Source organism: Amycolatopsis silviterrae, assembly GCF_042684085.1.
Taxonomy (GTDB): Bacteria; Actinomycetota; Actinomycetes; order Mycobacteriales; family Pseudonocardiaceae; genus Amycolatopsis; species Amycolatopsis silviterrae.
In genome coordinates, this window is record NZ_JBHUKS010000015.1 from 34,614 (window position 1) to 60,616 (window position 26,003).

Below are 26,003 nucleotides of genomic sequence, written 5' to 3' on the forward strand. Positions count from 1 at the left end.
GCGACATTCGGCCCGATTAATCCACCGTACTGAACCGATCATGCCAAACTGATGCCATGAGCACCGATCCGGCGCCGAAGTGGCGGCGACTCGAACCGGACGAACGCAAAGAGCAGATCTACGCCTGTGCGGCGAGACTGTTCGGCGAACGTCCGTATTCGGAAGTGTCCACTTCGGACATCGCGGCCGAGGCAGGCGTGGCCCGCGGACTGATCAATCATTATTTCGGAACGAAAAGGGAGTTGTACCTCGAAATCATTCGGCGCGCGCTTACCGTGCCGCGGATTGCGGTGCAGATTCTGCCGGACGGCCCGCTGGAAGTACGCGTGGACGCCGCCATCAGCTGGCTTCTCGACATGGTGCGCGAGCAGGAGAAGCTGTGGCTCGCCGCGATCGCGCCGGAGGGCATCGGACGCGATCCGGAGGTGGACCGGATCGTCGCCGAGGCGGACCGCGCGTCGGCCGACCGCGTGCTGGAGGCGGTCGGCCTCTCCCGCGACAGCGCGCACGGCGAGGAGCTGAACGCCGCGGTGCGCGCGTTCGCCGGCATGGTGAAGGCGGCGGGCCGGGAGTGGCTCGTGCACCGCTCGCTCGACCGGCACCAGGTGCACACCCTGCTGAGCATGTCGCTCGTGACCGTGATCGGCGGGGTGTTCCCGGCGATCCAGCATCCGCCCCAGCACTGAGGAGACCGGAAGGAGAGCCCCCGGCACCACGAGGGGGGAGGAAAGTGCCGGGGGCCCCTTCCGGAGGCGAGGCCCCCGGTAGCTGTCCACGCTACGCCGGGAAAGCGTCGAATCGGTGTCGGTCGGCGCAGCGACAGCCCGACTTTTCACCATGACCACGCGGACGGACCAGTGCATCCGCTCGGGCGGAGCAATTTCGCGAATTTCAGGCGCGCAACTGGGCCAATCGGCAGGTGAGCCCGTCGAGGCAGCGGCGGATCGCGAAGTCGAACAGGTACGGATGGTAACCGGCCGCCGCTTCCGGGTCGGTGAGCAGCCCGTGCATCGCGCGGCCGTGCGCGGCCATGCCGGGCAGGTCCTCGCGGTCGCGGTAGGAGGCGTACTCCTCGGTGTTGTCCAGGCGCAGCGCGAGGCCGCAGTCCCGGTCGTCCTCGATCGCGACGTACTGGCACGCGGTGGCGGTGAGCATCGTGTAGGCGAGCGGGCTCTCGTCGCCGAAGCCCGCTTCGAGCAGGATCCGCACGCCGCGGTCCAGCGTGGGCGTCGCCGCGGCCACCGACGGGCCGAACGACGCCATCCGGCGCGCGGTGCCCGGGTGTTTGCGCAGCACCTCGCGCAGGCCGGTCAGCAGTTCGACGAACCACTCCTGCCACTCCAGCTCGTCGTCAGGCAGCCGCAGCTGGCCGACGACCCGGTCGAGCACCGCGCACACCACCGCGTCGCGGTCGCCGACGTGGTGGTAGACGACCGCCGGGTACGCGTCGATCGCCGCGGCCAGCTGGCGCAGCGTCCAGTTCTCCAGCCCGCGCTCGACGGTCAGCTGCACCGCCGCGTCGATCACCTTCTTCGCGGTGACCGCGGGCAGCCCGGCGGCCGAACGGGACCGGGCTCGCTGTCCGGCACGCGAAGTCGGCATGCCGTGCACCGTAACCGGCGACCGGCCGGCTCGGCCACACGCGGTTCCGGGCTGCGGCATGATCGGGGCATGCCACGCGCACAGGCCAACGGCCTCGAACTCGAGTACGACACGTTCGGCGATCCGGCCGCCCCGCCGGTCGTCCTGGTGATGGGCCTCGGCGCCCAGATGATCACCTGGGAGGAGGGTTTCTGCGAACTCCTCGCGAGCCGCGGCTTCCACGTCGTGCGTTTCGACAACCGGGACGCCGGCCTGTCGACCTGGTTCACCGAACTGGGCATGCCGGACCTCGCCGGGATCGTGGCGGGCACGGCTCCGGCGCCGTACCTGCTCTCGGACCTCGCGAACGACATCGTCGGGCTGTTCGACGCGCTCGGCTTCGCGAAGGCGCACGTCGTCGGCGCGTCGATGGGCGGAATGGTCGCGCAGCAGCTCGCGATCGACCATCCGGACCGGGTGCTGAGCCTGACGTCGATCATGTCGACGACCGGCGACCGGTCGGTCGGCCAGGTCTCGCCCGCCGCGCTCGCGACGCTCACCGCGTCGGTGCCGGAAACGCGCGAGGCGCAGATCGAACAGAGCGTCGCGAACTACCGCGTCACCGGCTCGCCGGGCTATCCAGCCACCGAGGAATACTTGCGGCACAAGGCAACCCGGAACTACGACCGGGGACGGAACCCGGCCGGGATGCAGCGGCAGGCCGCCGCGGTCGTCGCCTCGGGCGATCGTACTGAACGACTGCGCGACCTCCGGCTGCCGACGGTCGTGCTGCACGGCGACTCCGACGTGATGATCGACGTCAGCGGCGGAAAGGCCACCGCGGCGGCGATCCCGGACGCGGAGCTGGTCGTCGTTCCCGGCATGGGGCACGACCTTCCGGAACCGCTGTGGCCGGAGATCGTGGCCGCGATCGTCCGCGCGACCGCTCGCGCCTGAGCAGGTCAAGAAGCCGTCAAAAACCAGCAGCGGGGCGTACGGAACTCGTCCGCGCCTCCTGCTTTACGCGCCCGCGCGGGATGCCATGGGGCATGCGTACTGAACGGCTGTCCGGCGGGTTCGGTTTCCCGCTCGGCTGTGTGGCGGTAGTGGCGGCGGCGATCGCGGCGAATCTCGCCGGGGCCACGGCGCATCCGGGCTACGCAGTCGCGGCCGTCGCGCTCGCGGTCGGCGCAGTGGCGGTGATCACGGCCCCGCTCGCCGCGGCCGGGGTCGCGGCGGTGGGATGGGCGGTGCTTTCCGGCTTCGTCTACAGCCGGGCCGGGGACCTGCTTTTCGCCGCGGCGACGGGCTGGGTCGCGGTGATCTTGGCTGGTGTGCTGGTGTTCGGGCTCCTCGCCGGCGCCGCGTGGCGGGCGGCGCAGCGGGTTCGGCCGGTCGCGCCGGATGCGGTCGTGCCGCTGCCGCGCCGGGCCGCCGAACCTGGCCACCGCCGGGTGGCGTCACTCTGAAATGGCTCGCCAAGGTGCGCTGATGGTGCCAGGCTGACGGGGTATCACGTCGTCACCTTCGGAGGTCAGCCATGAGTGAAGCGCAACCGGCACCCAGCGACGGGGAGGGCGACGTCAAGCGGAAGTTCCGCGAGGCGCTGGAACGGAAGCAGGCCAAGGCGCGGGAGGGGGCCGCGCACGAGAATGCTGGGCAGCAGAGCCAGCATGCGCATGGGCCTGCGGCGAACAAGCGGACGTTTCGGCGGAAGAGCGGCTGATCCTTTCGGGGGCTTAGGGCACCCCGAAGCCACATTGTGACTACGGTCTGGGGCTGCTTGTCAAGGCGGGAAAGATGCCTTGACAAGCAGTCCCAGACCGCGTTTTGGCTTCGTATCGGGGTGCGGGGGTGGTGTGGGCACCTGGATGCGTTGGGTGCATCGGTGGCGGTTCGGATGGGGCGGGGCGCATGGGCGGAGGGCGGTCCGTGAGGGGAACCCTGAGGGAATCAGATTCCCTCAGGGTTCCCCTCACGGACGTTTGCGGGAGCTACACCGTGAGGATGGAGCGCAGGCGGCCTACGTCGGTCATGCGGCGTTCGGCTAGGCGGTCGGCTGCGGCGGCGGGGGGTACGCCGTCGGCCTTTGCCAAGTCGTACACCGCTTTCGTGGTGTCGAAGATGGCCGCGGTTTTGCGTTGCGCGCGGGCGAAGTCGAAGCCGTGGCGTTCGTCGTCTACCTGGATCACGCCGCCCGCGTTGACCAGGTAGTCGGGGGCGAACAGGATGCCCCGGTCGTTCAGCAGCTTGTCGACGCCGGGGTGCGCTAGCTGGTTGTTGGCCGCACCGCAGACGATTCGGGCGCCCAAGGCGGCCACGGTCTCGTCGGTGAGCACGCCGCCCATCGCGCACGGGGCGAAGACGTCCAGGTCGGTCCTGATCATGGTGTCCACATCGGACACGACCTCGACGCCGGGGTAGGCCGCGCGGGTGCGTTCCACCGCGCTGGTCGCGACGTCGGTGATCACCACGTGTGCGCCGGCCTCCACGAGGTGGCCGACGAGGATGTGGCCTACCTTGCCGACTCCGGCCACGCCGACGCGGCGGCCGGTCAGCTCGGGCACGCCCCACACCTGGTCGGCAGACGCGCGCATGCCCTGGTACACCCCGAAAGCGGTGAGCACGGACGAGTCGCCGGCGCCACCGTCCTCAGGGGAGCGTCCGGTGACGTGCCGGGTCTCGCGAGCGACCACGTCCATGTCCCGGACGTAGGTGCCCATGTCGCAGGCGGTGATGTAGCGGCCGCCGAGCGACTCCACGAACCGGCCGTAGGCGCGCAGGAGCGCTTCGGACTTCAGCGTGTTCGGGTCGCCGATGATGACGGCCTTGCCGCCGCCGAGGTCGAGGCCGGCGAGTGCGTTCTTGTACGCCATTCCCTTGGAGAGCGCCAGAACGTCGTCCAGCGCGGCGTCCTCGGTGGCGTAGGGGTAGAACCGGGTGCCGCCCAGGGCCGGGCCCAGTGCGGTGGAGTAGATGCCGATGATGGCTTTCAGCCCGCTGGCCTCGTCGTGGCAGAACACGACTTGTTCATGGCCGCTGTGCCGGCCGAACACGCCTTCGGTCACGGTGGTGACTCCTTTGTCTCCCACGCGGCTCGTGGCCGCGCAAATGTGTGAACGGTGCGCACCGGGGGACGAGGGTTGCCCATCCCGCGGTGCACACCGTCAACCTACTTCGCCGTTCTCCGGGCCACCACCCGCATCCCGGGTCTTCATCCCAGATCCGAGACAGCTTCCCGAAGGGTGGAAATCGCCGTCTCTAGCTGTTCATCCGAGAGGTAGGGCGCGGGGCCGAAGCGCAGGTAATGGCCCCGGCTGTCGGTCCGCACGCCGCGCGCGGCCAGGCGTTCGCAGAGCTGTCCGGCGACCGGGCTGCGCAGCGAGAGGAAGCCGCCGATGCCGTCGAGCGGGGTCTCGCGGTCGCGGGTGACGACGTTGTCGGGGAGGGCGAGATCGTCGAAGCAGCGGGCGAGCAGGCCGACCTGGTGCTGCGACACCTCGCGCAGGAACTCGGCGGTGAGTCCTTGTTCGGTGAAGAACTGCTGCACCCGTACGCCGCGGTAGTGGCTCGACGGGTCGTAGGTGGCTCCGGCGAACCGGTCGCCGCCGGGTGCGTACGCGACTTCGTCGGGGCGGCGTTCGTCGGCGAGGGCCCCGAATTCCGCGTACCAGCCGGTAATCACCGGCCGCAGCTCCTGCGCGTGCGCGGGCAGCCGCAGGAAGCAGTTGCCCTCGCCGAGCTGGAGGTACTTGTAGCCGCCGCCGAGCACCCACGCGTTGGTGAGGCCGAGGTCGTGCAGCGGGAACGGGACCGCGCCGATCGCGTGGTAGGCGTCGACGACCAGTTCGACCGAGCGGCTCCGGCACGTTTCGGCCAGGTACGCGAGACCCGGCACGATCCAGGACGTCTCGAACAGCACGGCCGACGTGAACACCGCCGCGGTCCGGTCGTCGACCTGCTCGGCGAGCCGTTCGGCCAGCGTGGCCACCGGGGCCGCGGGTACGCGGACGACCTCGACGCCCTCCTCGGCCAGCCGGGTGAGCTGGCGGCGCAGGGTGTGGAATTCGCCGTCGGTGGTCACCAGGCGCGGCCGCTTCCGCAGCTCGATCGCGGACAGGAACCGCAGCACGAGTTCGTGCGTGTTCTGGCCGAGTGCGTAGTCGCCGTGCGGATCGGACAGCCACTGCCGGAAGCCGTTCCGCAGCTCGTCGGCCTTCGCGAAGGCCCGGCCCCACTTCTCGTCCACGTCCCGCGCGGCGTCGGCGAACGCCTCGCGCAGACCTTCCTCGGCGACGTCCGGCCAGGCCTGGTGCGAATGCGCGGACAGCAGCAACCGGTCGGCGACCTGGAACCGCGCGTAGTGCGGGGCGAGCGCGTTCTCCTTGGCGCGCAAGGAATCCACCGTGGTCACAGTCGGCTCCGGACGGCCCACAGGTCCGGGAACATCGGGTTGAACAGCGTCGTGCGCAGGTAGGTCGCGCCGGAGGAACCGCCGGTGCCGGTCTTGTCGCCGATCGTGCGTTCGACCATTTTCACGTGCCGGTAGCGCCATTCCTGCAGGCCCTCGTCGAGGTCGACCAGTGCCTCGGCGAGCACCGACGGACCGCCGTCGTCCTGGTAGACCTTCAGCAGCACTTCCTGCAGCTCCGGCGACGCCTCCAGCGGACGGGTCACGTCGCGGTCGGTGGCCACCGGGTAGCCCTTTCCGGACAGGTAGGCCAGGAACGAGTCGAACACCGACGGCCGCCGCATCGCGTCGGCGATCCGGGTGCGCTGCTCGCCGCCGTCCGGGTAGTGCGCGAACACGCGCTCGTCGCGGCGGCCGAGCACCGCCTCCAGCTCGCGGAACTGGCCGGACTGGAAGCCGCTCGAAGCGTCGAGCCGGGCGCGGAAGCTGGTGAACTGGCTGGGCGTCATCGTCTCCAGCACGTCGATCTGCGCGACCACCACCTTCAGCACGGTCAGGATGCGGCGCAGCGTGCGGATCGAGTGCGCGGTGTTGCCCGCTTCCAGGTTCTCCTGCAGGAACGCGGCCTCGTGCAGGATCTGCTTGAACCACAGCTCGTAGACCTGGTGGATCACGATGAACAGCAGTTCGTCGTGTTCGTCCGAGCGCGGGCGCTGCGCGGTCAGGACCTCGTCGAGCGCCAGATAGGACGTGTAACTGAGCGCGGCTTGGGTGTCGTCGGTTCCGGTCATCGGGTTCCTCATCTCGTGGACAGGGTTCGGTCGAAGTGGCGCTGAGCGGGTGGCGCGAGCGCCGAATACAGGTCGTGGAACAACTTGACCGCCGCCGCCCGGGTCTCGGGCGCGGGGATCAGCTCAGACGGTAACTCCGGGTCCAGCGAAGGGAATTCGCGGTAGGTGTGCACCAGCCTGGTGCGTACGGCAAACGCTTGCGCGTCGCCGAGGTCGCGCGGGCAGTCGCCGAATTCGGCGACGAACGCGGCGTATCGGGCGGACAGTCCGTCGAGGTCCCAGGCCCGTCCGGCGAGCCGGCGCACGTCCAGTGCGGCGGACGGCGTGCCGAGCATCAGGCCGGCGTGCTCGGCGACGTCGAGTTCGGTGAGCAGAGCGAGCACCTCGGCCTCGCGGTCGTGCGGGGCGAGCCAGGTGCCGTCCTGGACCGGGCCGAAGCCGAGGAACCGCAGCCGCCGCACCAGCCGTTCACGGGACTGGCGGCGGGTTTCCGGGATGTTCTGCCACAGCACGGTCCAGGTCCCGGCGGGTTCGTCGCGGCGGCCGAGGCCGAAGATCCGCCGGTCGCCGTCGTCCAGCAGGGCGACGGTGCGCGGGGTCAGCGAGTAGTGCACCAGCCGTCCCTCGCGGTGCCGGGACAGCAGGCCGCGGCGGACCAGCCGGGTCAGCGCGATCCGGGCCGCGCCGTCGGAGAAGCCCAGCTCGTGCAGCAGCGCGACGAGGCCGCCGGACCACACGCGCTTGGTCTCGCGCGGGCGCACGTAGCTGCCCAGCAGCGTCATCACCAGCTCCTGGGGCGTACGGGCGGGTTCGGGATCGGGCACGAGGCAACTCTATACACCCCAGCCCGCTGCAGTGTAGCTTTCGGGAGTGAGCAGTTTTTCCGACCGAGTCGTGGTGGTCACCGGCGGCACTCGCGGCATCGGCGCGGCCGTCGCCGAACGGTTCCGTGCCGCTGGCGCGACGGTGCACTCCCCCGGCCGCGCCGAGTGCGACGTCACCGACGAGGCCGCGGTCCGCGCGTACTTCGCCCAGCTCGGACCGGTCGACGTGCTGGTCAACAACGCTGGCGTGTCGTCGAGCGCGCCGCTGGCGAAGACGGGCCTCGACGACTGGCGCGGCCAGTTCGAGGTGAACGCGACCGGCGCGTTCCTGTGCACTCGCGCGGTGTTGCCGGGCATGCGCGAACGCGACTTCGGACGGATCGTCACGGTCGCGTCGACGGCGGGCCTGGCCGGGGCGCGCTACACCTCGGGCTACACCGCGTCGAAGCACGCGGCGGTCGGCTTGATGCGCGCGGTTGCGGCGGAAGTGGCGGGCACCGGCGTCACGTCGAACGCGGTGTGCCCGTCGTTCGTCCGCACCGACATGACCGCGACCTCGGTCGCCCGGATCCGCGAACGCACCGGCCGCGACGAAGCCGACGCGGAAGCCGCGCTCGCCGCCGCGTCCCCGCTCGGCCGACTGCTCGAACCCGGCGAAATCGCGTACGCCGTGGAGTTTTTCGCCGCTCCGGAAGCGGCCGCGATCAACGGACAGACCCTCGTACTCGACGGTGGAGGAATCCAGAAATGAGCCCGTTCCGCGCCAGTGCCCCGCTCACGAAATCGTGGGAGCACTTCGAGTTCACGGTGGACGACGGGGTCGCGACGGTGACCTTCGACCGTCCGGAAAAGCTCAACGCGCTCACCTTCGACGTTTACGCCGACCTGCGCGACCTCGTCGCCGAATTGCCGCACCGCGGCGACGTGCGGGTGCTCGTGCTCTCCGGAAAGGGCCGCGGTTTCTGTTCCGGCGGCGACGTCGAGGAAATCATCGGCGAGCTGCAGAAAATGGACACCGCGGAACTGCTCGAATTCACCCGGATGACCGGCGCGGTGGTGAAAGCCATGCGCGAAACGCCGATCCCGATCATCGCGGCGATCAACGGCGTCGCGGCGGGCGCCGGTTCGGTCCTCGCGCTGGCCAGCGACTTCCGGCTGCTGGCCGAATCGGCGAAGTTCGCGTTCCTGTTCACGAAGGTCGGCCTGGCGGGCGCGGACATGGGTTCGGCGTACCTGCTGCCGCGCCTGGTCGGGCTCGGCCGCGCGACGGAATTGCTGATGCTGGGCGACAAACTCCCCGCCGCGCGCGCCGAAGCGATCGGCCTGGCGAACCGGGTGGTGCCCGACGCGGAACTGGCCGGCGAGGCCGCCGCGCTGGCCCGGCGGCTCGCGGACGGCCCGGCGCTGGCGTACTCCACCACGAAGGTGCTGCTGACCCGCGAACTCGACAGCGACCTCGGCAGCTCGATCGAGCTGGAAGCCATCACGCAGGCGCTGCTGATGACTGCCAAGGACCACAAGGAGTTCTACGCCGCCTGGGCCGCCGGTCGCAGTCCACAGTGGACCGGCCGCTGACCGTCCGTGAAGGGAACCCTGAGGGACTCTGATTCCCCCAGGGTTCCCCTCACGGACAGCTAGAGGTCGGTGTAGGCGATCGCGTTCTCTTCCAGGGAGCCGAACCACAGGCGGCCGTGGTACTCGCGGATGCCCACCAGCAGGTGGAAGCCCGGGATCTCGCCGCGCAGTTCCCGCACCACCGAACCCTCCGGGGTGACCGCGACCGCGCCCACCTGGCGTTTCGGCGCGGGCTGCAGGGCGTCCGGCAACGCGCGAACCGCCGTCCGGACCGGTGTGGGAAGCCGGCGCACGACGTCGAGGGCCCGGATGCGCGGGCTGGCCTCGGTGATCCAGATCAGCCCGTCCGAACCGGTCGCGATGTTGTCCGGGAAGCCTGGCAGATCGTCGATCAGGACGTCGCGGTCGCCCGCGCGCGGACCGGTCAGCCACACCCGGCTGACCCGGCACGCGCCGGTTTCGGCGACCGCCACAAAGGACTCGTCCGGCGGCAGCGCGACGCCGTTCGCGAACTGGAGGCCGTCGGCGAGCAGGTCGATCTCGCCGTCCGGGGTGCGGCGCAGCAGCCGTCCGCCGGCGGTCTGTTCGATGAGGTCGTCGCGCCAGTTGTCGATGCCGAAGCGGCGCGAGGAATCCGTGAAGTAGACCGTCCCATCGGCGGCGACCGCGGCGTTGTTGCAGAACACGAAATCCAGCCCGGCACCGGACGTCGCGAGCGTCGTGGTCTCGCCGCCGGCCAGCGGCATGGTCAGCAGACCGGCGCGGGCGTCGCAGATCAGCAGCTCGTCCTCGCCGTACAGCTCCAGGCCGAGCGGGCGGCCGCCGGTGTCGCCGACCAGGTCGATCCGCCGTCCGTCCGGCGACACCCGCAGGATCCGGCCGTCGTCGACGCCGGTGTAGACCCGGCCCTCGGCGTCCACGACCACGTCTTCCGGACCGTGCCCGTTCACCGGGACGATCGTGACCTCACCGAACCGCACGACGGCCTCCTACCGGTAGCTGAGCAGCCGCGCCGTCTCGCCTTCGAGATGCGGATGCTCGTTGAAGGACAGCAAAGTGACCCCGCCGCGCCCGGACGTCAGCTTGGTGATGCCGGTGTTGACGGTGACGCGGTTGAGCTTCAGCAACCCCGGCCCCGGCGTGCCCAGCAGCGCCCCGGCGACCGCGCCCAGCACGCCGCCGGAGGTGAACACGAGCCCGTTCTCGCCCTTGCCCAGCGAGCCGGCCAGCTCCGCCAGCGCCGCCGTGCAGCGGCCGAGGAAAGCAGGCCAGCTTTCCGCGGCCGGGCCGTCGTCGCCGGCATCGACCCACGCGGTCAGCGCGGCGTCCAGCAGCCGTTGGTATTCGCGCGGATCTTCTTGCGGCGCACCGCCCGCGTAGTGCCGTCCGATGTCGACGTGGTCGTACTCGTTCCAGCGTTCGTCCTCGACCACCGGCACGTCGCAGCCGAGGGTTTTCAACGCCGTCGCCGCAGTGTCCCGCTGACGGGCCAGCGTTCCCGAACGCACCTGCGCGAACTCGACCCCGCGCCGTTTCAGCTCCGCACCGACCAAGGTGGACTGTTCGAAACCCAGCGGCGACAACGCGTCGTAATCCGCCGCGCCGAACGACGCCTGGCCGTGCCGGATCAGGTAGATCGCACCCATTTATGCCCGTCCCGTCAGGAAAACTTCCGCAGCAGCCGGCCAGGGGCCCAGCGTACCGCGACACTCAGCGGCACCCAGGGCCACGAAGGCACGTACGCGCGCTTCGGTTCCGCTTCGATCGCCTTGACCAGGGCGTGCGCGCCGGCTTCGGCCGACACCATGAGCGGATTGCGTTTGGTGGAGCGAGCGGTCATCTCGGAGCTGATGTAGCCGGGCCGCACGTCGGTGACCGTGACGCCGTGACCGCTCAGCTCCAGCCGTGCGCCTTCGGCGAACGCGGAGATCCCGGCCTTCGACGCGGCGTACGCGGTGAGGTTACGCGGAAAACCGCGCAGCGCCATGAAGGACGAGATCACCGCGAGGTGCCCGTCGCGCTGCTCACGGAAGATGCCCGCGGCCGCCTCGATTTGCGCCACCGCGCCGACAAGGTTGGTCTCCAGGGTCTGCCGGTTGGCGTCGAACCGGCCGGAACCGACGGGCTGTCCCTTGCCGAGCCCGGCGTTGACGATCACGCGGTCGAGGCGGCCGAGTTCGGTCCGGAACTCCTCGAACACCGTGAAGACGCGGTCGTGGTCGGTGACGTCGAGCGCGCGCGTGACGACGGTGATCCCGGGGTAGGCGGCGCGCAGCTCGCCGGCCAGTGCGTCGAGCCGTTCGGTGCGCCGGGCGCACAGCGCGAGATTGCGGCCGCGAGCGGCGAACTGCCGGGCCATTCCCTCGCCGAGCCCGGAGCTGGCTCCGGTGATCAGGATGTTCTGCCGCAGGACCATGCCGGGAGCCTACCCGCTGGTAACCCGCTCGGCGGTGCTGTGTGACCGCGTCGGGGTCCCGGCTGCCGGGAATCGGCAGGAAAGGAATTCCCCCGTTCCGGAGCCGCCCGCCGGGAGGGACGTGCTCGCGGCGGGAGGGATGCGGCTCCGGCACGGATGACCGGTGGCCCGGCTTCTGGGGGCATGCCGGGCCACCGGTTCCGGGCACGGCCGCCGGCCAGGTGCGGGGCGCGGTCCGCAAGCCGGGGCCGAGGCTCCGGACGCGCCGGGGGCGGCGCGTTCCGTCCTGGCCATGGAAGCGCGACCGCGCAGGTCACGGCAATGGTTCCCAGTTGCCAGTACTAGCCCGTTCGTCCGAGTGGCGCGGGCGCTGCGCCTGGTCCGGCGGCTGCTACCGTGCCTGTGTCGGGCTCGGCACGGTCGGTTACCAGCGGGGGCGGTCGGCGGGACATGACGCAGCGAGAGCATGCGGACCACGCCGGTCCGGACGCCGGCGGAGGCGCCCGGACCGCGTTCGCGAGCGCGCTGCGCGCCGCGATCGGAGCGAGCGGCCTTTCCCTCGACCGGATCCAGGCGCGATTGCGCGCCCGCGGCGCGACGGTCAGCGTCACCGCGCTCAGCTATTGGCAGTCGGGCAAACGCCAGCCGGAGCGGGCCGGATCGCTGTCCGCGGTGCGGGTGCTGGAGGAAATCCTCGACGTTCCCGACGGCGCGCTGCTCGGCCTGCTGCCGCCGCCCCGTCCGCGCGGCGCGAGCAGGCGCGACCGGGCGGGCGAGGAGCCGGTCACTTTCACCCGCGAGATCCTGCAGCCGCTGCTGGACCGCGTCGGCGCGCCCGACGCGCTGGACCAGCAGCACCAGCTGCGGCTCGTCGGCCTGCACGACCGGTGCGACATCGCGGCCGACGGCGGCCAGCTCGCGGTCACCTCGCGCGCGGTGTTCCAGTCCGGTGCGGACGGTCAGGACCGCTGGCTGCTGGTGTACGCGCAGGGTGACGCGACCGCGGTGCCCGACTTGCACCCGGTGCGCAACTGCCGCGTCGGGCGCGCCGAAGTGGACGACGACCACGGCATCCTGGTGGCCGAACTGCTCTTCGACCGCGCGCTGGAACGCGGCGAGACACATCTCATCGAGTACACCCTGCGCAACGCCGGGCCGCCGTATCCGCACTGCCGCGCCACGCACTACCGGGAATTCCGCCGTCCGGTCCGCGAGTACCTGCTGGAGGTCCGCTTCGACCCGACCGCGGTGCCCGCGCGGTGCTGGCAGTACGCGAACGCCACCGACGAAGCCCCGGCCCGGCGGCGGCTGCGGCTCGACAGCGGCAACGGCGTGCACGCGATCGCGCTGGACTTCGGGCCGGGGATCTTCGGCATCGGCTGGGGTCCGTGATTCCGGCCGCCGAACTGCGCGACCTGACGGTCGACGTCGACACGGGGCGCTGGAGCGAGCGGGTCCTGGACTCGGTGCGGCTCGTGGTGCCGGCCGGGCGGATCACCGCGTTGCTCGGCGAATCCGGGTGCGGCAAGTCGATGGTAGCGGCGGCGTTGACGGGGTCGCTTCCTTCGGTGGCGCGCCGCACTGGGGACGTGTGCGTCACCGGCAGGGTCGGTCTGGTGCCGCAGTCCGGGGTCACGGCGTTCGCCGCGGAGCGAACTGTCGGCGAGCAATTGCGTGGCCAGAATGTCGAGGACGTCTGCAAGGCAGCGGTCTATCCGATGGAGGCGCTGGACCTTTATCCGCACCAGCATTCGAGCGGGCAGATCCAGCGGGCCGCGCTTGCCTTGGCTTTGCTGGCCGAACCGGACGTGCTCGTCGTGGACGAACCCAGCGCCTCCCTCGACCGCGGCACCGCCTACGAGGTGTGGGCGAGCCTGCGCGCTTACGCCGATGCGGGGGCTGCCGTGCTGACCATCACCCACGACGGCGCATTGCTGACGGAGACCGGGTTCGCCGACTCGATGACGTTCCTGCGCGACGGCCGCGTCATCGCCGCCGGACCACCCGCCGAGATCCGCGCCCTCGAAGATCCTTACGTAGCGGGCTTTTTTCAGTGACCGCGCTCAGCTCAGCTTGGTGCGCAACACCTTCCCGGTAGCGTTGCGCGGCAGCTCGTCCAGGAACTCCACGTCCCGAGGCACCTTGTAACGCGCCAGATTCGCCTTCACGTACTCACGCACGCCGTCCTCGTCCAGCGTCGAACCTTCGGTGCGCACCACGAATGCCTTCAGCCGCTCGCCGAAGTCCGGGTCCGCCACGCCGATCACGGCCGCTTCCAGGACGTCTTCGCGCTCCACCAAGAGGTTTTCCACCTCGATCGGGAACACGTTCTCGCCGCCGGAGACGATCATTTCGTCGTCGCGGCCGTCGATGAACAGCAGGCCGTCCTCGTCGAAGTGGCCGACGTCTCCGCTGGAAAGCAGGCCGTCGATGATCTCTTTGTTGCGGCCGTCGGTGTAGCCGCCGAAGCTGAGCCCGCTGCCGACGAACACTCGCCCGGTCACGTGCGGTGCGGTGATCTTGGTGCCGCGCTCGTCGTACAGCGCGACGCGACAGCCGACCGGCGCGCGGCCGACCGTGCCGGGTGCGCGTTTCCAATCCTCCGGCGTCGCGACCGTCGCCACTGCGACTTCCGTGGAGCCGTACAGGTTGTGCACGACGTCGCCGAATTCCTCGTTCGCCCGGTTGCCCAGATCGGGCGACAGCGCGGAGCCGGCGACGAAGATGATCCGCAGGCACGAGGTGTCGTAACGGTCGCGGACTTCTTTCGGCAGGTCGACGATCCGCTGCAGCATCGTCGGGACCAGCACGAGCGCGGTGCACCGGTGCTTGGCGACGCCCTTCAGCGTGGCCTCCGGGTCGAACTTCCGGCGCATCACCACCGTGCAGCCGAGCGCGAAGCTGAGGATGAACTGCGACAGCCCGGTGCCGTGGAACAACGGCGCGCCCATGAAGGTCGCTTCGCCGGAGCGCAGCGGGATGCGGTCGAGGAACTGCGCCGAGGCCAGCGCGGATGTGTGCGGTCGCGGCGCGCCCTTGGGGGTGCCGGTAGTCCCGCTGGTGAGCAGCACGAAGCCGCCGGGCTTGGCGGGCGCGGGCAGCGGCCGGTCGTCGGTGCTGGCGATGATCTCCGCGAGCACCGGAATCTCGTGGCCGCCCGGTTCGTCGACCCAGGCCAGGTAGCGGTCGACGTCCCCGTCGATCGCGTCGAGGAGGCCGGTGAACTCCTGGTCGTAGACGAGCGCGGTGACGCCCTCGCGCTGGGCGACGTCGGCGAACTGCGGTTTGGCGAAACCGGTGTTCATCAGCAGCAACCGCGCGCCGAGCTTGCCGGAGGCGGCCATCGTGAGCACCAGGCCGCGGTGGTCGCGGCACAGCGCGGCGATCACCGAACCGGGGCCGAGACCGCGCTGCGACCAGGCGCGGGCGAGCGCGTTGGACTGGTCGTCGAGCTGCTTGAAGGTGAGCGGGCCGAGGTCGTCGACGATCCCGACGGCCGTCGAATCGCGCCGGGCCGCGATGTGGTTCGCGCCGGCGAACGGACCGTACCTGCGGATCGCGACGAGAGAACGCAGGCCCTCGTCGAGGCGGGGAAACGGCACCAGCCCGGCGCGGCGCATCACCTCGACGCTGCGCACGGTCTCGCTCAGCTTGTCGGCCACCTGGCCGGCCAGCTCGGCCACACTCATCCGGGCACCTCCATTGCTGCTGCGGGAGCGCCCACGCCGACGGTCTCCGTACCGCCGGTATGGGAGTTACTCGACAGTAAAGCAAGGCCCGGCCGCGCACCAGTGCCCGGCCGGGGAGGAAATTCCCGGCGCTGGTCACGGACCGTTCGGGCGGGTGGCGGGGTTCGCCGTCCGTGAGGGGAACCCTGAAGGAATCTGAGTCCCTCAGGGTTCCCCTCACGGACCGTCCGGGCGGCGGGTGCGCGGAAATTGTCGGTGCTGGTCCGCACAATGTGACGGTGCAGGTGATCACCGGCCTGGAGGAGGACTCCGGCTACACGATCGAGGGCCCCGCGGGGACCCTCCGCGGGCTGTCCCGCGCCGACTGGGCCGACGAGGTGCGCCGGCTGGAGGCGGCCGACAGCCCGCGCTGGGTGCTGCCCTCGGCCGAGGAGATCTACCCCGCGCTGGTCAAGGCCGGGGTGCGGCTGGGCCGGTGCTACGACCTGTCGCTCGCGGAGGGGCTGCTGCTCGCGTACGAGGGCCGGGAGGGCGAATCGCGCAGTTTGCGGGCGGCGTGGGCCCGGGCGAACGGGGAGGAACCGCCCGACGACGGCCCGGCCTTCGGCGAGGACGCGCAGCCCACGCTGTTCTCCCCGCGCGGCCCCGGCCTCCCGCCGGGAGTCACGGTCGTCGCCGCGGCCCGCCGGGTCCTGGCCGAACAGGAGAAACGCGTCGCCGCCACCGAGGCCCCGGCCCGGATGCGGCTCCTGCTCGCCGCCGAATCGGCCAGCGCACTGGCCGCCGCCGAAATCTCCGCGGCCGGGCTGCCGTGGCGTGCCGACCGGCACCTGCAGTTGCTGGAAGAACGCCTGGGCCCGCGTGTCCCCGCTGGCCAGCGACCAAAAGCCTTGGTCGACCTTGCCGCGAAAATCTCGGCGGCGCTGGGCGGACGACCGGTCAACCCGGACTCCTCGGCCAGCGTCGTCCGCGCGCTGGCCAGGGAGGGCATCGAAATCCCGGCCGCGCGGAAGTACCTCCTGCAGGACATCGACCATCCCGCGGTCGCGCCGCTGCTGGAGTACAAGGAACTGTCGCGGCTGCACTCGGCCAACGGCTGGGCGTGGCTGGACGAATGGGTCACCGACGGACGCTTCCGCCCGCACTACGTCGTCGGCGGCGTGGTGTCCGGCCGCTGGGCCACCCGGGGCGGCGGGGCGCTGCAGATCCCGCGCGCGCTGCGCTCGTGCGCGTCCGCGGACCCGGGCTGGAAGCTCGTCGTAGCCGACGGCGCGCAGCTGGAGCCGCGCGTTCTCACCGCGCTCTCCGGCGACCGCCGCCTAGCCGAAGTCGCCGCGGCTACTGATCTGTACGCCCGGCTGGCGGAAGCCCTGTTCTCCGGCACGCGCTACGTCCCGCTCCGCCCTGGCGATACGAGAGACGACCGTTCCCGCGCGAAGATCGCCATGCTGTCCGCGATGTACGGCGGCACTTCCGGGGAGGCTGGGCCACTGCTTGCCTTGCTGCGCCAACGTTTCCCGGACGCAGTGTCCTATGTGGAGCATGCGGCCGCGGCGGGCGAACGGGGCGAGCGGGTCCGCTCCCGGCTCGGCCGCACGTCCCCCGCTCCGTCCGCTGCCTGGCGAGCGCTGACCGGCGGACTCACCGAGGACGAGGCAACGGAAACCCGCGCCCGCCGAGCGTCGCGAAGCTGGGGCCGGTTCACGCGGAACTTCGTGGTGCAGGCCAGCGCGGCCGATTTGACGGCGGTGTTGCTGGCCACCCTGCGCGGCCGACTGCCGGAACCGGCGCATCTGGTGTTCTTCCTGCACGACGAGGTGATCGTGCACGCACCTGCCGAACTGGCGGACGAGGTCGCGGAGATCGTGGAAACCGCGATCCAGGAGGCGGCCCGGCTGGTGTTCGGCGAGGCGTGCCCGGTGCGATTTCCCATGGACGCGAAATCGGTGGACAATTATGCGGAGGCGAAATGATCAGCCGACACATCTTCCCCACCCACCACATGGGCGAGGCCGGGAACTCCGTTTGGCGGAGCGCCATGTTGCCGTCGGTGGCGCTCACCGCGGCGCATTCCACCGCAAAGGCGCTATCCACCAGACGACGATGATCAGTACCTTCGTTCTCCATGGCGGGGAGAAAAAGGAAAAAGAAATTCGGCAGCCTCTGGAGCTTTCTGGCTTTTATCGCGGTCATCGCCCTGTGGGCGATCCCGGCGATCGGGCCGGGCGTCATCGCGGCCCTGTCGGCCTTCGCGGTGCTGTACGGCCTCTTTCAAGCACCGACCTGGTGTTGCGCGCCTACCCGGAAAAACGAGTTCTGCCGCAACAATGCCAGCGGAATCCTCCTCGGGTGTCACCTCCGGCAGCACAAGTGGCAGAAGCTCAAGATGGCGTTCAAGGAGCAAGCACCGGCGAAAGCGCTCAGGAGAATGCTCGGCAACATGAACGGAGTGGCGGCTTCGCTGTCCGCCGTCGCGGGCACGGTTTCAGCCAGCGCCGCCACCGTCACACTCCTGGTCAAATGAGCCTTAAGCCAGCGCTTCGTCCAACGCCTTCGTAATCCGCTTCAACGAAACCGGATGCGCCGTCCCCAGTGTCTGCGCGAAGAAACTCACCCGAAGCTCCTCGATCATCCACCGCACCTCCGCCAGAGCGGGCGAAGACGTCCCCGGCGGCAGCGCACCCACCGCGTCCTGGTACTCCTTCGTGATCCACGCGACGTCGGCCATCCGCTGCAGGTCCCGCGTCTGTTCCAGCGGCAGCTTCTCCAACCGCCGCTCGATGCCGCGCAGATACCGGACCACGTTCGGCAACCGTCCGGCACCCGTTTCCGTCACGAAGCCCTTGTGCACCAAGCCGTCCAGCTGACGACGGATGTCCGCCAGCGACTCGGCCGGGCCGCGGGTGTCCGAAAGGCGCGTCTCGACGTCGATGGCCGCGCGCAGGATTCGCTCGACCTCCGTCAGCACCTCCAGCACCTTCGGGTTCAAGCCCGCCCGCACCTTTTCCAGCAGTGCGGCGAAACCCGCCTCATCCCAGACCGGGCCGCCCGCGGAGGCCATCAGTGCGTCGACCGCGCAGTCGACGCAGTCCTCCAGCAGGCCCGCGACACTGCCGTGCGGGTTGCGGTTCAGCACGAGCTTCGAGGAGTTCGACAGCGAGCGCGTAATGAACTTCATCGGCGAGTTCAGGTTGAGCCGCAGCATCCGGCGCGTGCCCGTCCACATCGCGTGTTGCTGTTCGGCGGGCGTGTCGAGCAGCCGCACGGCCACCGAAGCGCCTTCGTCCACCAGCGCCGGATATGCCTTCACGTCGTGGCCGCGCCGGGTGGAGGCGAACACCTTCGGCAGCTCGCCGAACGACGGCTGCACCAAGCCTGCCTTCTCAATACTGTTGGCAGCCTTGGAAATCGTCTCCCGCACGCGCGGCGCGAGACGGCGCTTCAGCTCGTCCAGGTCCTTGCCCTCGGCCACCCGCTTGCCGCGCTCGTCCACCACGCGGAAGGTCATCCGGAGGTGGTCCGGCACCGTCGAAAGGTCCCACGCCGAATGCGGGACGTCGATGCCGCGCATCGCGTGCAGCTCGTCGCCGAGGATGTCGAGCAGCGGACCGTCCGAAGGGGACATTCGCGTCAGCGCGTCCGCGGCCGTGTCGGGAGCCGGGACAAAGTTGCGCCGCAACGCTTTCGGCAGCGACTTGATCAGCTGCGTCGCCAGTTCGCCGCGCAGGCCGGGCACCTGCCAGTCGAACCCGTCCGGCGTCACCTGGTTCAGCACCGGCAGCGGAATGTGCACGGTCACGCCGTCGGCGTCGGCGCCGGGTTCGAACTGGTAGGTCAGCGTGAAGACGTGCGTGCCCTGCGTCCACGAGTTCGGATAGTCCGATTCCCGGACCGCGCCCGCGATCTCGTTGATCAGCATGGACTTCTCGAACGACAGCAGGTCCGGCTCGGTCCGCCGCGCCTTCTTCCACCAGCTGTCGAAATGCCGCACGGACACGACGTCCTCGGGCACCCGCGCGTCGTAGAACTCGAACAGCGTCTGGTCGTCCACCAGGATGTCGCGCCGCCGGGCCCGGTTCTCCAGGTCCTCGACCTCGTCCAGCAGCGCGCGGTTCTCGGCGAAGAACCGGTGGTTCGTCTGCCAGTCGCCCTCGACCAGCGCGTGCCGGATGAACATCGCGCGCGAGATCTCCGGGTCGATCCGGCCGTAGTTCACCCGGCGGTCGGCGACGAGCGGGACGCCGTACAGCGTCACCTTTTCGGTGGCCATCACCGCGCCCTGCTTGCGTTCCCAGTGCGGTTCCGAATACGAGCGCTTGACCACGTGCTGCGCGAGCGGTTCGACCCAGTCCGGCTCGATCCGGGCGTTGACCCGGCCCCACAGCCGCGACGTCTCCACCAGTTCGGCCGACATCACCCAGCGCGGCTGCTTCTTGAACAGCGCCGAACCGGGGAACACCGAGAACCGGGCCCCGCGCGCGCCGAGATAGTCGCCCTTCGCCGGGTCTTTGAGCCCGATGTGCGACAGCAGCCCGGAAATCAGCGCCGTGTGCACGTGCTGTGGTTCGGCGGGCGTGGTGCTGAGCGTGATGCCGAGCGGTTTGGCGAGCTGGCGCAGCTGGCCGAAGATGTCCTGCCACTCGCGGATCCGCAGGTAGTTCAGGTACTCGGCGCGGCACATCCGGCGGAACTGGTTGCCGGTCAGCGTCTTCTGCTGTTCGCTGACGTACTCCCACAGCTTGAGGTAGGAGAGGAAGTCCGACGTCGGATCGGCGAACCGGGCGTGCTGCGCGTCGGCGGCCTGCTGTTTCTCCGCCGGCCGCTCGCGCGGGTCCTGAATGGACAGTGCGGCGGCGATGATCATCACCTCGCGCACGCAGCCGTTCCGCGCGGCCTCCAGCACCATCCGGCCCATCCGCGGGTCCACCGGCAGCAGCGAGAGCTTGCGGCCGGTCTCGGTCAGCTTCGAGGAATCGCCGGTCTCGAACGCGCCGAGTTCCTGCAGCAGTTGCACGCCGTCGGTGACCTGGCGGCGGTCCGGCGGCTCGACGAACGGGAACGCGTTCATGTCGCCGAGCCCGAGCGACGTCATCTGCAGGATGACCGAGGCCAGGTTCGTGCGCAGGATCTCCGGATCGGTGAACTCCGGCCGCGAGTCGAAGTCCTCTTCGGAATACAGCCGGATGCAAATGCCGTCCGAGGTACGCCCGCAACGGCCCTTGCGCTGGTTCGCCGACGCCTGCGAGACCGCCTCGATCGGCAGCCGCTGCACCTTCGTGCGGTGGCTGTACCGGGAAATGCGCGCGGTGCCCGGGTCGATCACGTACTTGATCCCCGGCACGGTCAGCGACGTCTCGGCGACGTTCGTGGCCAGCACGATCCGCCGTCCGGTGTGCCGCTGGAACACCCGGTGCTGGTCGGCCGCGGACAGCCGCGCGTACAGCGGCAGCACCTCGGTGTTGCGCAGCTCCAGCCGATTCAGCACGTCCGCCGTGTCGCGGATCTCGCGTTCGCCGGAGAGGAACACAAGGATGTCGCCGGGCCCCTCGCCGGACAGCTCCTGGACCGCCTCGGCGATCGCCTGCGTCTGGTCGCGGTTCGGATCGCCCTCGGGGTCGTCCGGGTCCACGAGCGGGCGATAGCGCACCTCGACCGGATAGGTCCGGCCGGAGACCTCGACGATCGGCGCGTCGCCGAAGTGCCGGGAGAACCGTTCCGGGTCGATGGTCGCCGAGGTGATGATCACCTTCAGGTCGGGACGGCGCGGCAGCAGCTGCTTGAGATAGCCGAGGATGAAGTCGATGTTGAGGCTGCGCTCGTGCGCCTCGTCGATGATCAGCGTGTCGTACTGGCGCAGCATCCGGTCGGTCTGGATCTCGGCCAGCAGGATGCCGTCGGTCATCAGCTTGACCAGGGTGTCCTGGCCGGACTGGTCGGTGAACCGGACCTTGTAGCCGACGGTGTCGCCCAGTTCGGTCTTCAGCTCGCTGGCGATCCGGTCGGCGACCGTGCGCGCGGCCAGCCGGCGCGGCTGGGTGTGCCCGATCTGCCCGCGCACGCCTCGGCCGAGCTCCAGGCAGATCTTCGGCAGCTGCGTGGTCTTGCCCGATCCGGTCTCCCCCGCGACGATCACCACCTGGTGGTCGCGGATCGCGTCGCCGATCTCGTCCTTGAGCCTGCTGACCGGCAGCTCGGCGGGGTACTCGATCTTCGGCACGCTTTCGCGGCGCTGCTGCACGCGCAGCAGCGCCGTCTCGACGTCGGCGGCGATCCGCTCAGCCGTCTGCTGCTTGTCGCGAGACCGGCGCGCGCCGTCGAGCCGGCGGCGGAGCCGGTGCTCGTCGCGCAGCATCAATTCGGGCAGCTGGGCGCGCAGCTCTGCGAAGGGAGATGGAGTGGACATACTTGGGCTAAGGATAGCCGTGCGTGACCGTGCTGGCTTCCGAATATGCCGCGAGTGACAGCCCTGGCTCCCCGGCTCACGGCACCGGGGCTGGCCGCGGCCGTACGAGCTTGGCCGGAAGCAGCCAGGTCAGCCGGTCCGAGCGGAGCACGGCGAGCGGTCCGATCACTGCCAGGAGCAGCACGTACCCGGCGACGAACGGGGCCACCCGCGAGTCGAGCCCGGCCGTGGTCGCCATCGCCGCCAGAACCAGCGAGAACTCGCCCCGGGTGAGCACGGTCAGCCCGATGTTCACGCCTTCCTGCCGGTCGAAGCCGTGCAACCGGGCGGCGAACGCTCCGGCGGCAAGGTTCAGCACCACCGTCAGCACGACCGCGGCGAGCACCGGGAGGACGACCGTGCCGACCGCGCCCGGATCGATCGACAGCCCGAAGATGAAGAAGAACAGCGCGCCGAACGCGTCCCGCAGCGGCAGCACCAGCTTGTGCACCCGCGGCGCGACCTGGGAATTGCCGAGCATCATGCCGACCATGAACGCGCCGATCGCATCGGACACGCCCACCTCCTCGGCCACCGCGGCGCCGAGCACGGCCACGCCGACGAAGCAGACGGTGAGCAGTTCGTCGTCGGCCGAACCGAACAGCCGCGACACCAGCCGTCCGCCCCAGCGGGCCAGCGCGGCGAGCACGAGCAGGAAGCCGAACGCCTTGCCGAAGTCGGCGAGCGCCGCGCCGAATCCGTCCGCACCGCTGAGCACCGGCTGCAGCAGGGCCAGATACAGCGCGAGGAAGAGGTCTTCCAGCACGATGATGCCCATGATCAGGCGGGATTCCCGGTTGTTCATCCGCCGGGTTTCCAGGAGCAGCTTGGTGACGATGGCCGAGGACGAGATGCCGATCGCGCCGGCGATCACCAGCGCCTCGCGCGCGCCCCAGCCCAGCGCGAAGCCGAACGCGAGCCCGCCGCCGACGTTCAGCACCAGGTACGCCAGGCCCGCGCCGGCGAGTCTGGCGCCGCCGCGGGCGAGGTCGTCGAGCGAGAACTCCAGTCCGAGGTAGAAGAGCAGGAAGACGAGACCGAGCCCGGCCAGTACGCCGAACTCGGCTGGATCGTCCACAAGGGACAGTCCGGGGGTGTGCGGGCCGAAGACGAAACCGGCCAGCATGAACAGGGGAATCGTGGGCAGCCCGATCCGGGCGCCGACGCGGGCGAGGGCGCCGGCGGCGAGAAAAGCGCCGCCGACGGCCAGCAAAGCATGACCGTTGCTCATAGTGTCCTCTTGAGAGCCGGGTACAGGGGGAACCGAGTACTCAGCAGTCGGGAGGAGCCCGCGCCGCGGCGGGCACGGGCGCGCGGTCCAGTTCGACCGGCGGCGCGCCGGGGAACGAGACGGTGCACCACTCCGGCCGGGCGAGGCGGATCTCGCCCGGGGCGTCGGCGAGCGGCAGCGGGTGCGCGGCGACGAGATGCGGGCCCTGTTCCTGCACCAGGGCCGGTTCGGGATCGTGCGGACGCGGGCCCGCCGGACCGGGGCCGGGCACGGCGACGCCGAGCAGCAGCAGGGCGGCGAGCACCACGACGAGGATGGACCGGTGCCGCGGCGCGGGAGCGGCGGCAGGAGTCGTCATCTCGATCCGAGTTTACCATGTCTTTAACCTGCGCCGATGGCTCCCGCTTTAGTCCACAGTGGACGCTCCACTGCCGAGACTTGCGGCATTGGCTGCTTTTCGGCCGCCTTCAGGCAATCTTCATCGTCCATAGTGGACCACTCGCGTTCACATCCGTGAAACCTCGGCGCATCCCTTGCCCTGCCGCTTCACGCTCGGTTATCGTGGCGCTACGCCGCAGCAGTACCCGGAACCGGTCCATTCGCCGGTCCGGCCGCCTTGCCCACGTACCGCGGAAAGGGATTCCCCTCATGCGCAAGACGATGCGGCCCACGCTGGTCGCCGGTCTCACGGCTGCCTCGGCCCTCGCCCTCGTGTTCAGCACTCCCGCGCTCTCGGCCGCCGCCGTGCCCGCCCCGCTCGCCGCCTCGGCGTCCGTGCTGGGTTCGGGCGGCGATCTCGCGTCTCCGGAGAAGAAGGAGATCGCGATGCAACTGGTGTCGAGCGCGGAAAACTCCTCGCTCGACTGGAAGAAGCAGTACTCCTATATCGAGGACATCGGCGACGGCCGCGGCTACACCGCGGGCATCATCGGGTTCTGCTCCGGCACCGGCGACATGCTCGAACTGGTGCAGGCCTACACCAAGTCCGTGCCGGACAACCCGCTGGCGAAATTCCTGCCCGCGCTGGAAAAGGTCAACGGCTCCGATTCGCACGAGGGCCTCGGCTCGGCCTTCGAAAGCGCGTGGAAGGAGGCCGCGGGCACCGAGGAATTCCAGTCCGCGCAGAACAGCGAACGCGACCGCGTGTACTTCGATCCCGCGGTGAACCAAGGAAAATCCGACGGTCTCGGCGCACTCGGCCAGTTCGTCTACTACGACGCCATCGTGATGCACGGCCCCGGCACGAGCAGCGACAGCTTCGGCGGCATCCGCGACGCCGCGCTGTCGAAGGCGAAGCCGCCGGCACAGGGCGGCGACGAAACCGCGTACCTCAAGGCGTTCCTCGACGCGCGCAAGGTGGTCATGAAGCAGGAAGAGGCGCACGCGGACACGTCCCGGGTGGACACCGAACAGCTGGTGTTCCTCAACGACGGCAACCTCGATCTGCACACGCCGCTGAAGTGGAAGGTCTACGGCGACCCGTACGAGATCAACTGACCCTCGTGAGTGGCAATGCCGGTTCTAACCGGCATTGCCACTCACGAGCACCTCGGCTGTCCGCGCATTAATCACCCGCTCCGCCCCAATCCCCGCCTTCTCCGCCCGCTCGCACCCGTAAACCTGCCAGTCGAGCTGCCCCGGCGCGTGCGCGTCGCTGTCGATCGCGAACTCGCACCCCAGCTCGACCGCCTGGCGCAGCAGCCGCGTCGGCGGGTCGAGCCGGTCCGGCCGCGAGTTGATCTCCACCGCCACCCCGTTCTCCCGGCAGGCGGTGAACACCTTCTCCGAGTTGAACTGCGACTCCGGCCTGCTGCGTCCGCCGACGAGCCGTCCGGTGCAGTGGCCCAGCACGCGGACGTGCGGGTTCTCGACCGCGGCCAGCATCCGCGGCGTCATCTCCCGCGCCGGCATCCGCAGCTTCGAATGCACGCTCGCCACCACGAAGTCCAGTTGCCCCAGCAGTTTCTCGGTCTGATCGAGCCCGCCGTCGTCAAGGATGTCGACCTCGATGCCGTGCAGTACGCGAAACGGCGCCAGCTGCTCGTTCACCCGTGCGACCTCGTCCATCTGCGCACGCAGCCGTTCAGCGGACAGGCCGCGCGCGACCGTCAGCCGCGGTGAATGGTCGGTGAGCACGATCCACTCGTGCCCCAGCTCGCGGGCCGTCTCGGCCATCTCCGCGATCGGGCTGCCGCCGTCGGACCAGTCGGAATGCGTGTGACAGTCTCCGCGAAGCGCCGTACGCAACGCACCGCCGTCCGGCAGCGTGCTGTGAGGCAGCTTCGCCGCGTACGCGGGCGTACGGTCGTGCCACGCGTCCTCGATGACTCCTGCAGTGGCTTTGCCGATCCCCTTCAACGCCTGAAGCGTCTTCGCGCCGACGCGCGACGCCAGCTCGTCCTCGGACAGCCGGTCGACCACTGCGGCGGCCTGACGGAACGCGCGCACCCGGTAAGTCGGTTCACCGGCGCGTTCGAGCTGGAAGGCGATGTCGCGCAGGGCGCGGGCCGGGTCCATGCCTCCTGTTTTACCCGCTCAGCCGCGCCGGGGCAGCTCGTGCAGCTCCACGTCGCCGAGACGGCCGTCGCGGATCTCGGCGGTCTGGTAAGTGCAGAACGGCTGCCGTCGCCGGTCGGTGGGCGAACCGGGGTTGAGCAGCCGCAGCCCGCCGGGCGTCACCGAATCCCACGGGATGTGGCTGTGCCCGAAGATCAGCACGTCGACGTCCGGATACGCCGCGTCGCACCGTGCCGGGCGGCCCTTCGCGTCGCCGGTCTCGTGGACGACCGCCAGCCGGACGCCCTCCAGCGTCTCCCTGGCGACCTCCGGCAGGCGTTTCCGCAGTTCGGGGCCGTCGTTGTTGCCGTAAACGCCGATCAGCCGGGCGCTTCGGGCGTCAAGAGCGTCGAGAGTGTCCACGTCGACCCAGTCGCCCGCGTGCACCACGACGTCCGCTCGCTCGACTTCGTCCCAGACCTGCGCGGGCAGTTCCTTCGCCCGCTTCGGCAGGTGAGTGTCCGCGAGAAGCAGCAACCGCACGCCG

General features: G+C 70.0%; 25 protein-coding genes. 11 read left to right on the top strand and 14 right to left on the bottom strand.

What is annotated here, in order from left to right; all coding sequences use genetic code 11:
- Positions 1-56 precede the first annotated feature (56 nt).
- The gene (locus tag ACFSVL_RS20840) at positions 57-686 is read left to right on the top strand and encodes a TetR/AcrR family transcriptional regulator (RefSeq protein WP_378306565.1); all 630 of its coding nucleotides are present in this window, start codon (positions 57-59) and stop codon (positions 684-686) included.
- 205 nt (positions 687-891) lie between these two features.
- Here ACFSVL_RS20840 and ACFSVL_RS20845 read toward each other — a convergent pair whose 3' ends face one another.
- Positions 892-1,602 (bottom strand): TetR/AcrR family transcriptional regulator, encoded by a 711-nt coding sequence (locus ACFSVL_RS20845; protein ID WP_378306567.1) that lies wholly within the window; start codon positions 1,600-1,602, stop codon positions 892-894.
- Between the two features lie 69 nt (positions 1,603-1,671).
- On the opposite strand from ACFSVL_RS20845, the gene ACFSVL_RS20850 reads away from it, so the two are divergent.
- From ACFSVL_RS20850 to ACFSVL_RS20860, 3 genes are all read left to right on the top strand, one after another.
- On the top strand, positions 1,672-2,538 hold the full coding sequence (locus ACFSVL_RS20850; protein ID WP_378306569.1) for an alpha/beta fold hydrolase: 867 nt from the start codon (positions 1,672-1,674) through the stop codon (positions 2,536-2,538).
- A gap of 92 nt (positions 2,539-2,630) precedes the next feature.
- The gene (locus ACFSVL_RS20855; protein ID WP_378306571.1) at positions 2,631-3,050 is read left to right on the top strand and encodes a hypothetical protein; all 420 of its coding nucleotides are present in this window, start codon (positions 2,631-2,633) and stop codon (positions 3,048-3,050) included.
- Positions 3,051-3,121: 71 nt separating this feature from the next.
- A complete protein-coding gene (locus tag ACFSVL_RS20860) occupies positions 3,122-3,307 on the top strand; it encodes a DUF5302 domain-containing protein (RefSeq protein ID WP_101433981.1) in 186 nt (61 codons plus the stop codon).
- Positions 3,308-3,575: 268 nt separating this feature from the next.
- On the opposite strand, the gene ACFSVL_RS20865 is transcribed toward ACFSVL_RS20860, so the two are convergent.
- From ACFSVL_RS20865 to ACFSVL_RS20880, 4 genes are all read right to left on the bottom strand, one after another.
- Positions 3,576-4,649, bottom strand: a complete 1,074-nt coding sequence (locus tag ACFSVL_RS20865; protein WP_378306573.1) for a Glu/Leu/Phe/Val dehydrogenase dimerization domain-containing protein — start codon at positions 4,647-4,649, stop codon at positions 3,576-3,578.
- Positions 4,650-4,795: 146 nt separating this feature from the next.
- Complete coding sequence (locus tag ACFSVL_RS20870; protein ID WP_378306575.1) at positions 4,796-5,995, bottom strand: kynureninase; 1,200 nt, start codon at positions 5,993-5,995, stop codon at positions 4,796-4,798.
- Complete coding sequence (locus ACFSVL_RS20875; RefSeq protein ID WP_378306577.1) at positions 5,992-6,783, bottom strand: tryptophan 2,3-dioxygenase; 792 nt, start codon at positions 6,781-6,783, stop codon at positions 5,992-5,994. Before ACFSVL_RS20875 ends, ACFSVL_RS20870 begins: the two co-directional genes overlap by 4 nt.
- A gap of 8 nt (positions 6,784-6,791) precedes the next feature.
- The gene (locus ACFSVL_RS20880; RefSeq protein WP_378307286.1) at positions 6,792-7,565 is read right to left on the bottom strand and encodes a PaaX family transcriptional regulator; all 774 of its coding nucleotides are present in this window, start codon (positions 7,563-7,565) and stop codon (positions 6,792-6,794) included.
- A gap of 88 nt (positions 7,566-7,653) precedes the next feature.
- Between ACFSVL_RS20880 and ACFSVL_RS20885 the strand changes: the two genes are divergently transcribed.
- Both ACFSVL_RS20885 and ACFSVL_RS20890 read left to right on the top strand, forming a co-directional pair.
- Positions 7,654-8,358, top strand: coding sequence for an SDR family NAD(P)-dependent oxidoreductase (locus ACFSVL_RS20885; protein ID WP_378306579.1), 705 nt, complete (start codon positions 7,654-7,656; stop codon positions 8,356-8,358).
- Positions 8,355-9,182, top strand: a complete 828-nt coding sequence (locus ACFSVL_RS20890; protein ID WP_378306581.1) for an enoyl-CoA hydratase family protein — start codon at positions 8,355-8,357, stop codon at positions 9,180-9,182. Before ACFSVL_RS20885 ends, ACFSVL_RS20890 begins: the two co-directional genes overlap by 4 nt.
- 59 nt (positions 9,183-9,241) lie before the next feature.
- On the opposite strand, the gene ACFSVL_RS20895 is transcribed toward ACFSVL_RS20890, so the two are convergent.
- Genes ACFSVL_RS20895 through ACFSVL_RS20905 form a run of 3 tightly spaced genes read right to left on the bottom strand, consistent with a single transcriptional unit; the run spans position 9,242 to position 11,598 of the window.
- Positions 9,242-10,162 (bottom strand): SMP-30/gluconolactonase/LRE family protein, encoded by a 921-nt coding sequence (locus ACFSVL_RS20895; protein ID WP_378306583.1) that lies wholly within the window; start codon positions 10,160-10,162, stop codon positions 9,242-9,244.
- Between the two features lie 9 nt (positions 10,163-10,171).
- Positions 10,172-10,828, bottom strand: a complete 657-nt coding sequence (locus ACFSVL_RS20900) for a histidine phosphatase family protein (protein ID WP_378306585.1) — start codon at positions 10,826-10,828, stop codon at positions 10,172-10,174.
- Between the two features lie 14 nt (positions 10,829-10,842).
- Complete coding sequence (locus tag ACFSVL_RS20905; protein WP_378306586.1) at positions 10,843-11,598, bottom strand: SDR family oxidoreductase; 756 nt, start codon at positions 11,596-11,598, stop codon at positions 10,843-10,845.
- A gap of 450 nt (positions 11,599-12,048) precedes the next feature.
- Here ACFSVL_RS20905 and ACFSVL_RS20910 point away from each other — a divergent pair, with 450 nt between their 5' ends.
- Positions 12,049-12,990: a hypothetical protein gene (locus ACFSVL_RS20910; protein ID WP_378306588.1), complete on the top strand. Its 942-nt coding sequence runs from the start codon at positions 12,049-12,051 to the stop codon at positions 12,988-12,990.
- On the top strand, positions 12,987-13,655 hold the full coding sequence (locus ACFSVL_RS20915) for an ATP-binding cassette domain-containing protein (RefSeq protein ID WP_378306590.1): 669 nt from the start codon (positions 12,987-12,989) through the stop codon (positions 13,653-13,655). Before ACFSVL_RS20910 ends, ACFSVL_RS20915 begins: the two co-directional genes overlap by 4 nt.
- Positions 13,656-13,661: 6 nt before the next feature.
- On the opposite strand, the gene ACFSVL_RS20920 is transcribed toward ACFSVL_RS20915, so the two are convergent.
- Positions 13,662-15,287: an acyl-CoA synthetase gene (locus tag ACFSVL_RS20920; protein ID WP_378306592.1), complete on the bottom strand. Its 1,626-nt coding sequence runs from the start codon at positions 15,285-15,287 to the stop codon at positions 13,662-13,664.
- A gap of 278 nt (positions 15,288-15,565) precedes the next feature.
- Between ACFSVL_RS20920 and ACFSVL_RS20925 the strand changes: the two genes are divergently transcribed.
- Together ACFSVL_RS20925 and ACFSVL_RS20930 are read left to right on the top strand one after the other, a co-directional pair.
- The gene (locus ACFSVL_RS20925) at positions 15,566-17,260 is read left to right on the top strand and encodes a bifunctional 3'-5' exonuclease/DNA polymerase (protein WP_378306594.1); all 1,695 of its coding nucleotides are present in this window, start codon (positions 15,566-15,568) and stop codon (positions 17,258-17,260) included.
- Positions 17,261-17,412: 152 nt separating this feature from the next.
- Complete coding sequence (locus ACFSVL_RS20930; RefSeq protein WP_378306595.1) at positions 17,413-17,811, top strand: hypothetical protein; 399 nt, start codon at positions 17,413-17,415, stop codon at positions 17,809-17,811.
- Between the two features lie 3 nt (positions 17,812-17,814).
- Here ACFSVL_RS20930 and hrpA read toward each other — a convergent pair whose 3' ends face one another.
- The 3 genes from hrpA to ACFSVL_RS20945 all read right to left on the bottom strand — a co-directional run bounded on the left by hrpA (position 17,815) and on the right by ACFSVL_RS20945 (position 23,318).
- On the bottom strand, positions 17,815-21,639 hold the full coding sequence (gene hrpA, locus ACFSVL_RS20935; RefSeq protein WP_449224385.1) for an ATP-dependent RNA helicase HrpA: 3,825 nt from the start codon (positions 21,637-21,639) through the stop codon (positions 17,815-17,817).
- Between the two features lie 127 nt (positions 21,640-21,766).
- Positions 21,767-22,960, bottom strand: coding sequence for a cation:proton antiporter (locus ACFSVL_RS20940; protein ID WP_378306598.1), 1,194 nt, complete (start codon positions 22,958-22,960; stop codon positions 21,767-21,769).
- A gap of 40 nt (positions 22,961-23,000) precedes the next feature.
- Positions 23,001-23,318, bottom strand: a complete 318-nt coding sequence (locus ACFSVL_RS20945) for a hypothetical protein (RefSeq protein WP_378306599.1) — start codon at positions 23,316-23,318, stop codon at positions 23,001-23,003.
- A gap of 290 nt (positions 23,319-23,608) precedes the next feature.
- Between ACFSVL_RS20945 and ACFSVL_RS20950 the strand changes: the two genes are divergently transcribed.
- Complete coding sequence (locus ACFSVL_RS20950) at positions 23,609-24,457, top strand: chitosanase (RefSeq protein ID WP_378306600.1); 849 nt, start codon at positions 23,609-23,611, stop codon at positions 24,455-24,457.
- A gap of 24 nt (positions 24,458-24,481) precedes the next feature.
- Here the strand turns inward: ACFSVL_RS20950 and ACFSVL_RS20955 are convergent, their stop codons facing one another.
- Together ACFSVL_RS20955 and ACFSVL_RS20960 are read right to left on the bottom strand one after the other, a co-directional pair.
- The gene (locus tag ACFSVL_RS20955) at positions 24,482-25,477 is read right to left on the bottom strand and encodes a PHP domain-containing protein (protein WP_378306602.1); all 996 of its coding nucleotides are present in this window, start codon (positions 25,475-25,477) and stop codon (positions 24,482-24,484) included.
- Positions 25,478-25,495: 18 nt separating this feature from the next.
- Positions 25,496-25,999 (bottom strand): metallophosphoesterase family protein, encoded by a 504-nt coding sequence (locus ACFSVL_RS20960; protein ID WP_378306604.1) that lies wholly within the window; start codon positions 25,997-25,999, stop codon positions 25,496-25,498.
- Positions 26,000-26,003: the final 4 nt, after the last annotated feature.

Coding starts and splice junctions, on each gene's coding strand:
- ACFSVL_RS20840 (WP_378306565.1), top strand. CDS start 57: ATGAGCACCGATCCGGCGCCGAAGTGGCGGCGACTCGAACCGGACGAA.
- ACFSVL_RS20845 (WP_378306567.1), bottom strand. CDS start 1,602: ATGCCGACTTCGCGTGCCGGACAGCGAGCCCGGTCCCGTTCGGCCGCC.
- ACFSVL_RS20850 (WP_378306569.1), top strand. CDS start 1,672: ATGCCACGCGCACAGGCCAACGGCCTCGAACTCGAGTACGACACGTTC.
- ACFSVL_RS20855 (WP_378306571.1), top strand. CDS start 2,631: ATGCGTACTGAACGGCTGTCCGGCGGGTTCGGTTTCCCGCTCGGCTGT.
- ACFSVL_RS20860 (WP_101433981.1), top strand. CDS start 3,122: ATGAGTGAAGCGCAACCGGCACCCAGCGACGGGGAGGGCGACGTCAAG.
- ACFSVL_RS20875 (WP_378306577.1), bottom strand. CDS start 6,783: ATGACCGGAACCGACGACACCCAAGCCGCGCTCAGTTACACGTCCTAT.
- ACFSVL_RS20880 (WP_378307286.1), bottom strand. CDS start 7,565: ATGACGCTGCTGGGCAGCTACGTGCGCCCGCGCGAGACCAAGCGCGTG.
- ACFSVL_RS20890 (WP_378306581.1), top strand. CDS start 8,355: ATGAGCCCGTTCCGCGCCAGTGCCCCGCTCACGAAATCGTGGGAGCAC.
- ACFSVL_RS20900 (WP_378306585.1), bottom strand. CDS start 10,828: ATGGGTGCGATCTACCTGATCCGGCACGGCCAGGCGTCGTTCGGCGCG.
- ACFSVL_RS20905 (WP_378306586.1), bottom strand. CDS start 11,598: ATGGTCCTGCGGCAGAACATCCTGATCACCGGAGCCAGCTCCGGGCTC.
- ACFSVL_RS20910 (WP_378306588.1), top strand. CDS start 12,049: ATGACGCAGCGAGAGCATGCGGACCACGCCGGTCCGGACGCCGGCGGA.
- ACFSVL_RS20920 (WP_378306592.1), bottom strand. CDS start 15,287: ATGAGTGTGGCCGAGCTGGCCGGCCAGGTGGCCGACAAGCTGAGCGAG.
- ACFSVL_RS20930 (WP_378306595.1), top strand. CDS start 17,413: ATGGCGGGGAGAAAAAGGAAAAAGAAATTCGGCAGCCTCTGGAGCTTT.
- hrpA (WP_449224385.1), bottom strand. CDS start 21,639: ATGCTGCGCGACGAGCACCGGCTCCGCCGCCGGCTCGACGGCGCGCGC.
- ACFSVL_RS20940 (WP_378306598.1), bottom strand. CDS start 22,960: ATGAGCAACGGTCATGCTTTGCTGGCCGTCGGCGGCGCTTTTCTCGCC.
- ACFSVL_RS20945 (WP_378306599.1), bottom strand. CDS start 23,318: ATGACGACTCCTGCCGCCGCTCCCGCGCCGCGGCACCGGTCCATCCTC.
- ACFSVL_RS20950 (WP_378306600.1), top strand. CDS start 23,609: ATGCGCAAGACGATGCGGCCCACGCTGGTCGCCGGTCTCACGGCTGCC.
- ACFSVL_RS20955 (WP_378306602.1), bottom strand. CDS start 25,477: ATGGACCCGGCCCGCGCCCTGCGCGACATCGCCTTCCAGCTCGAACGC.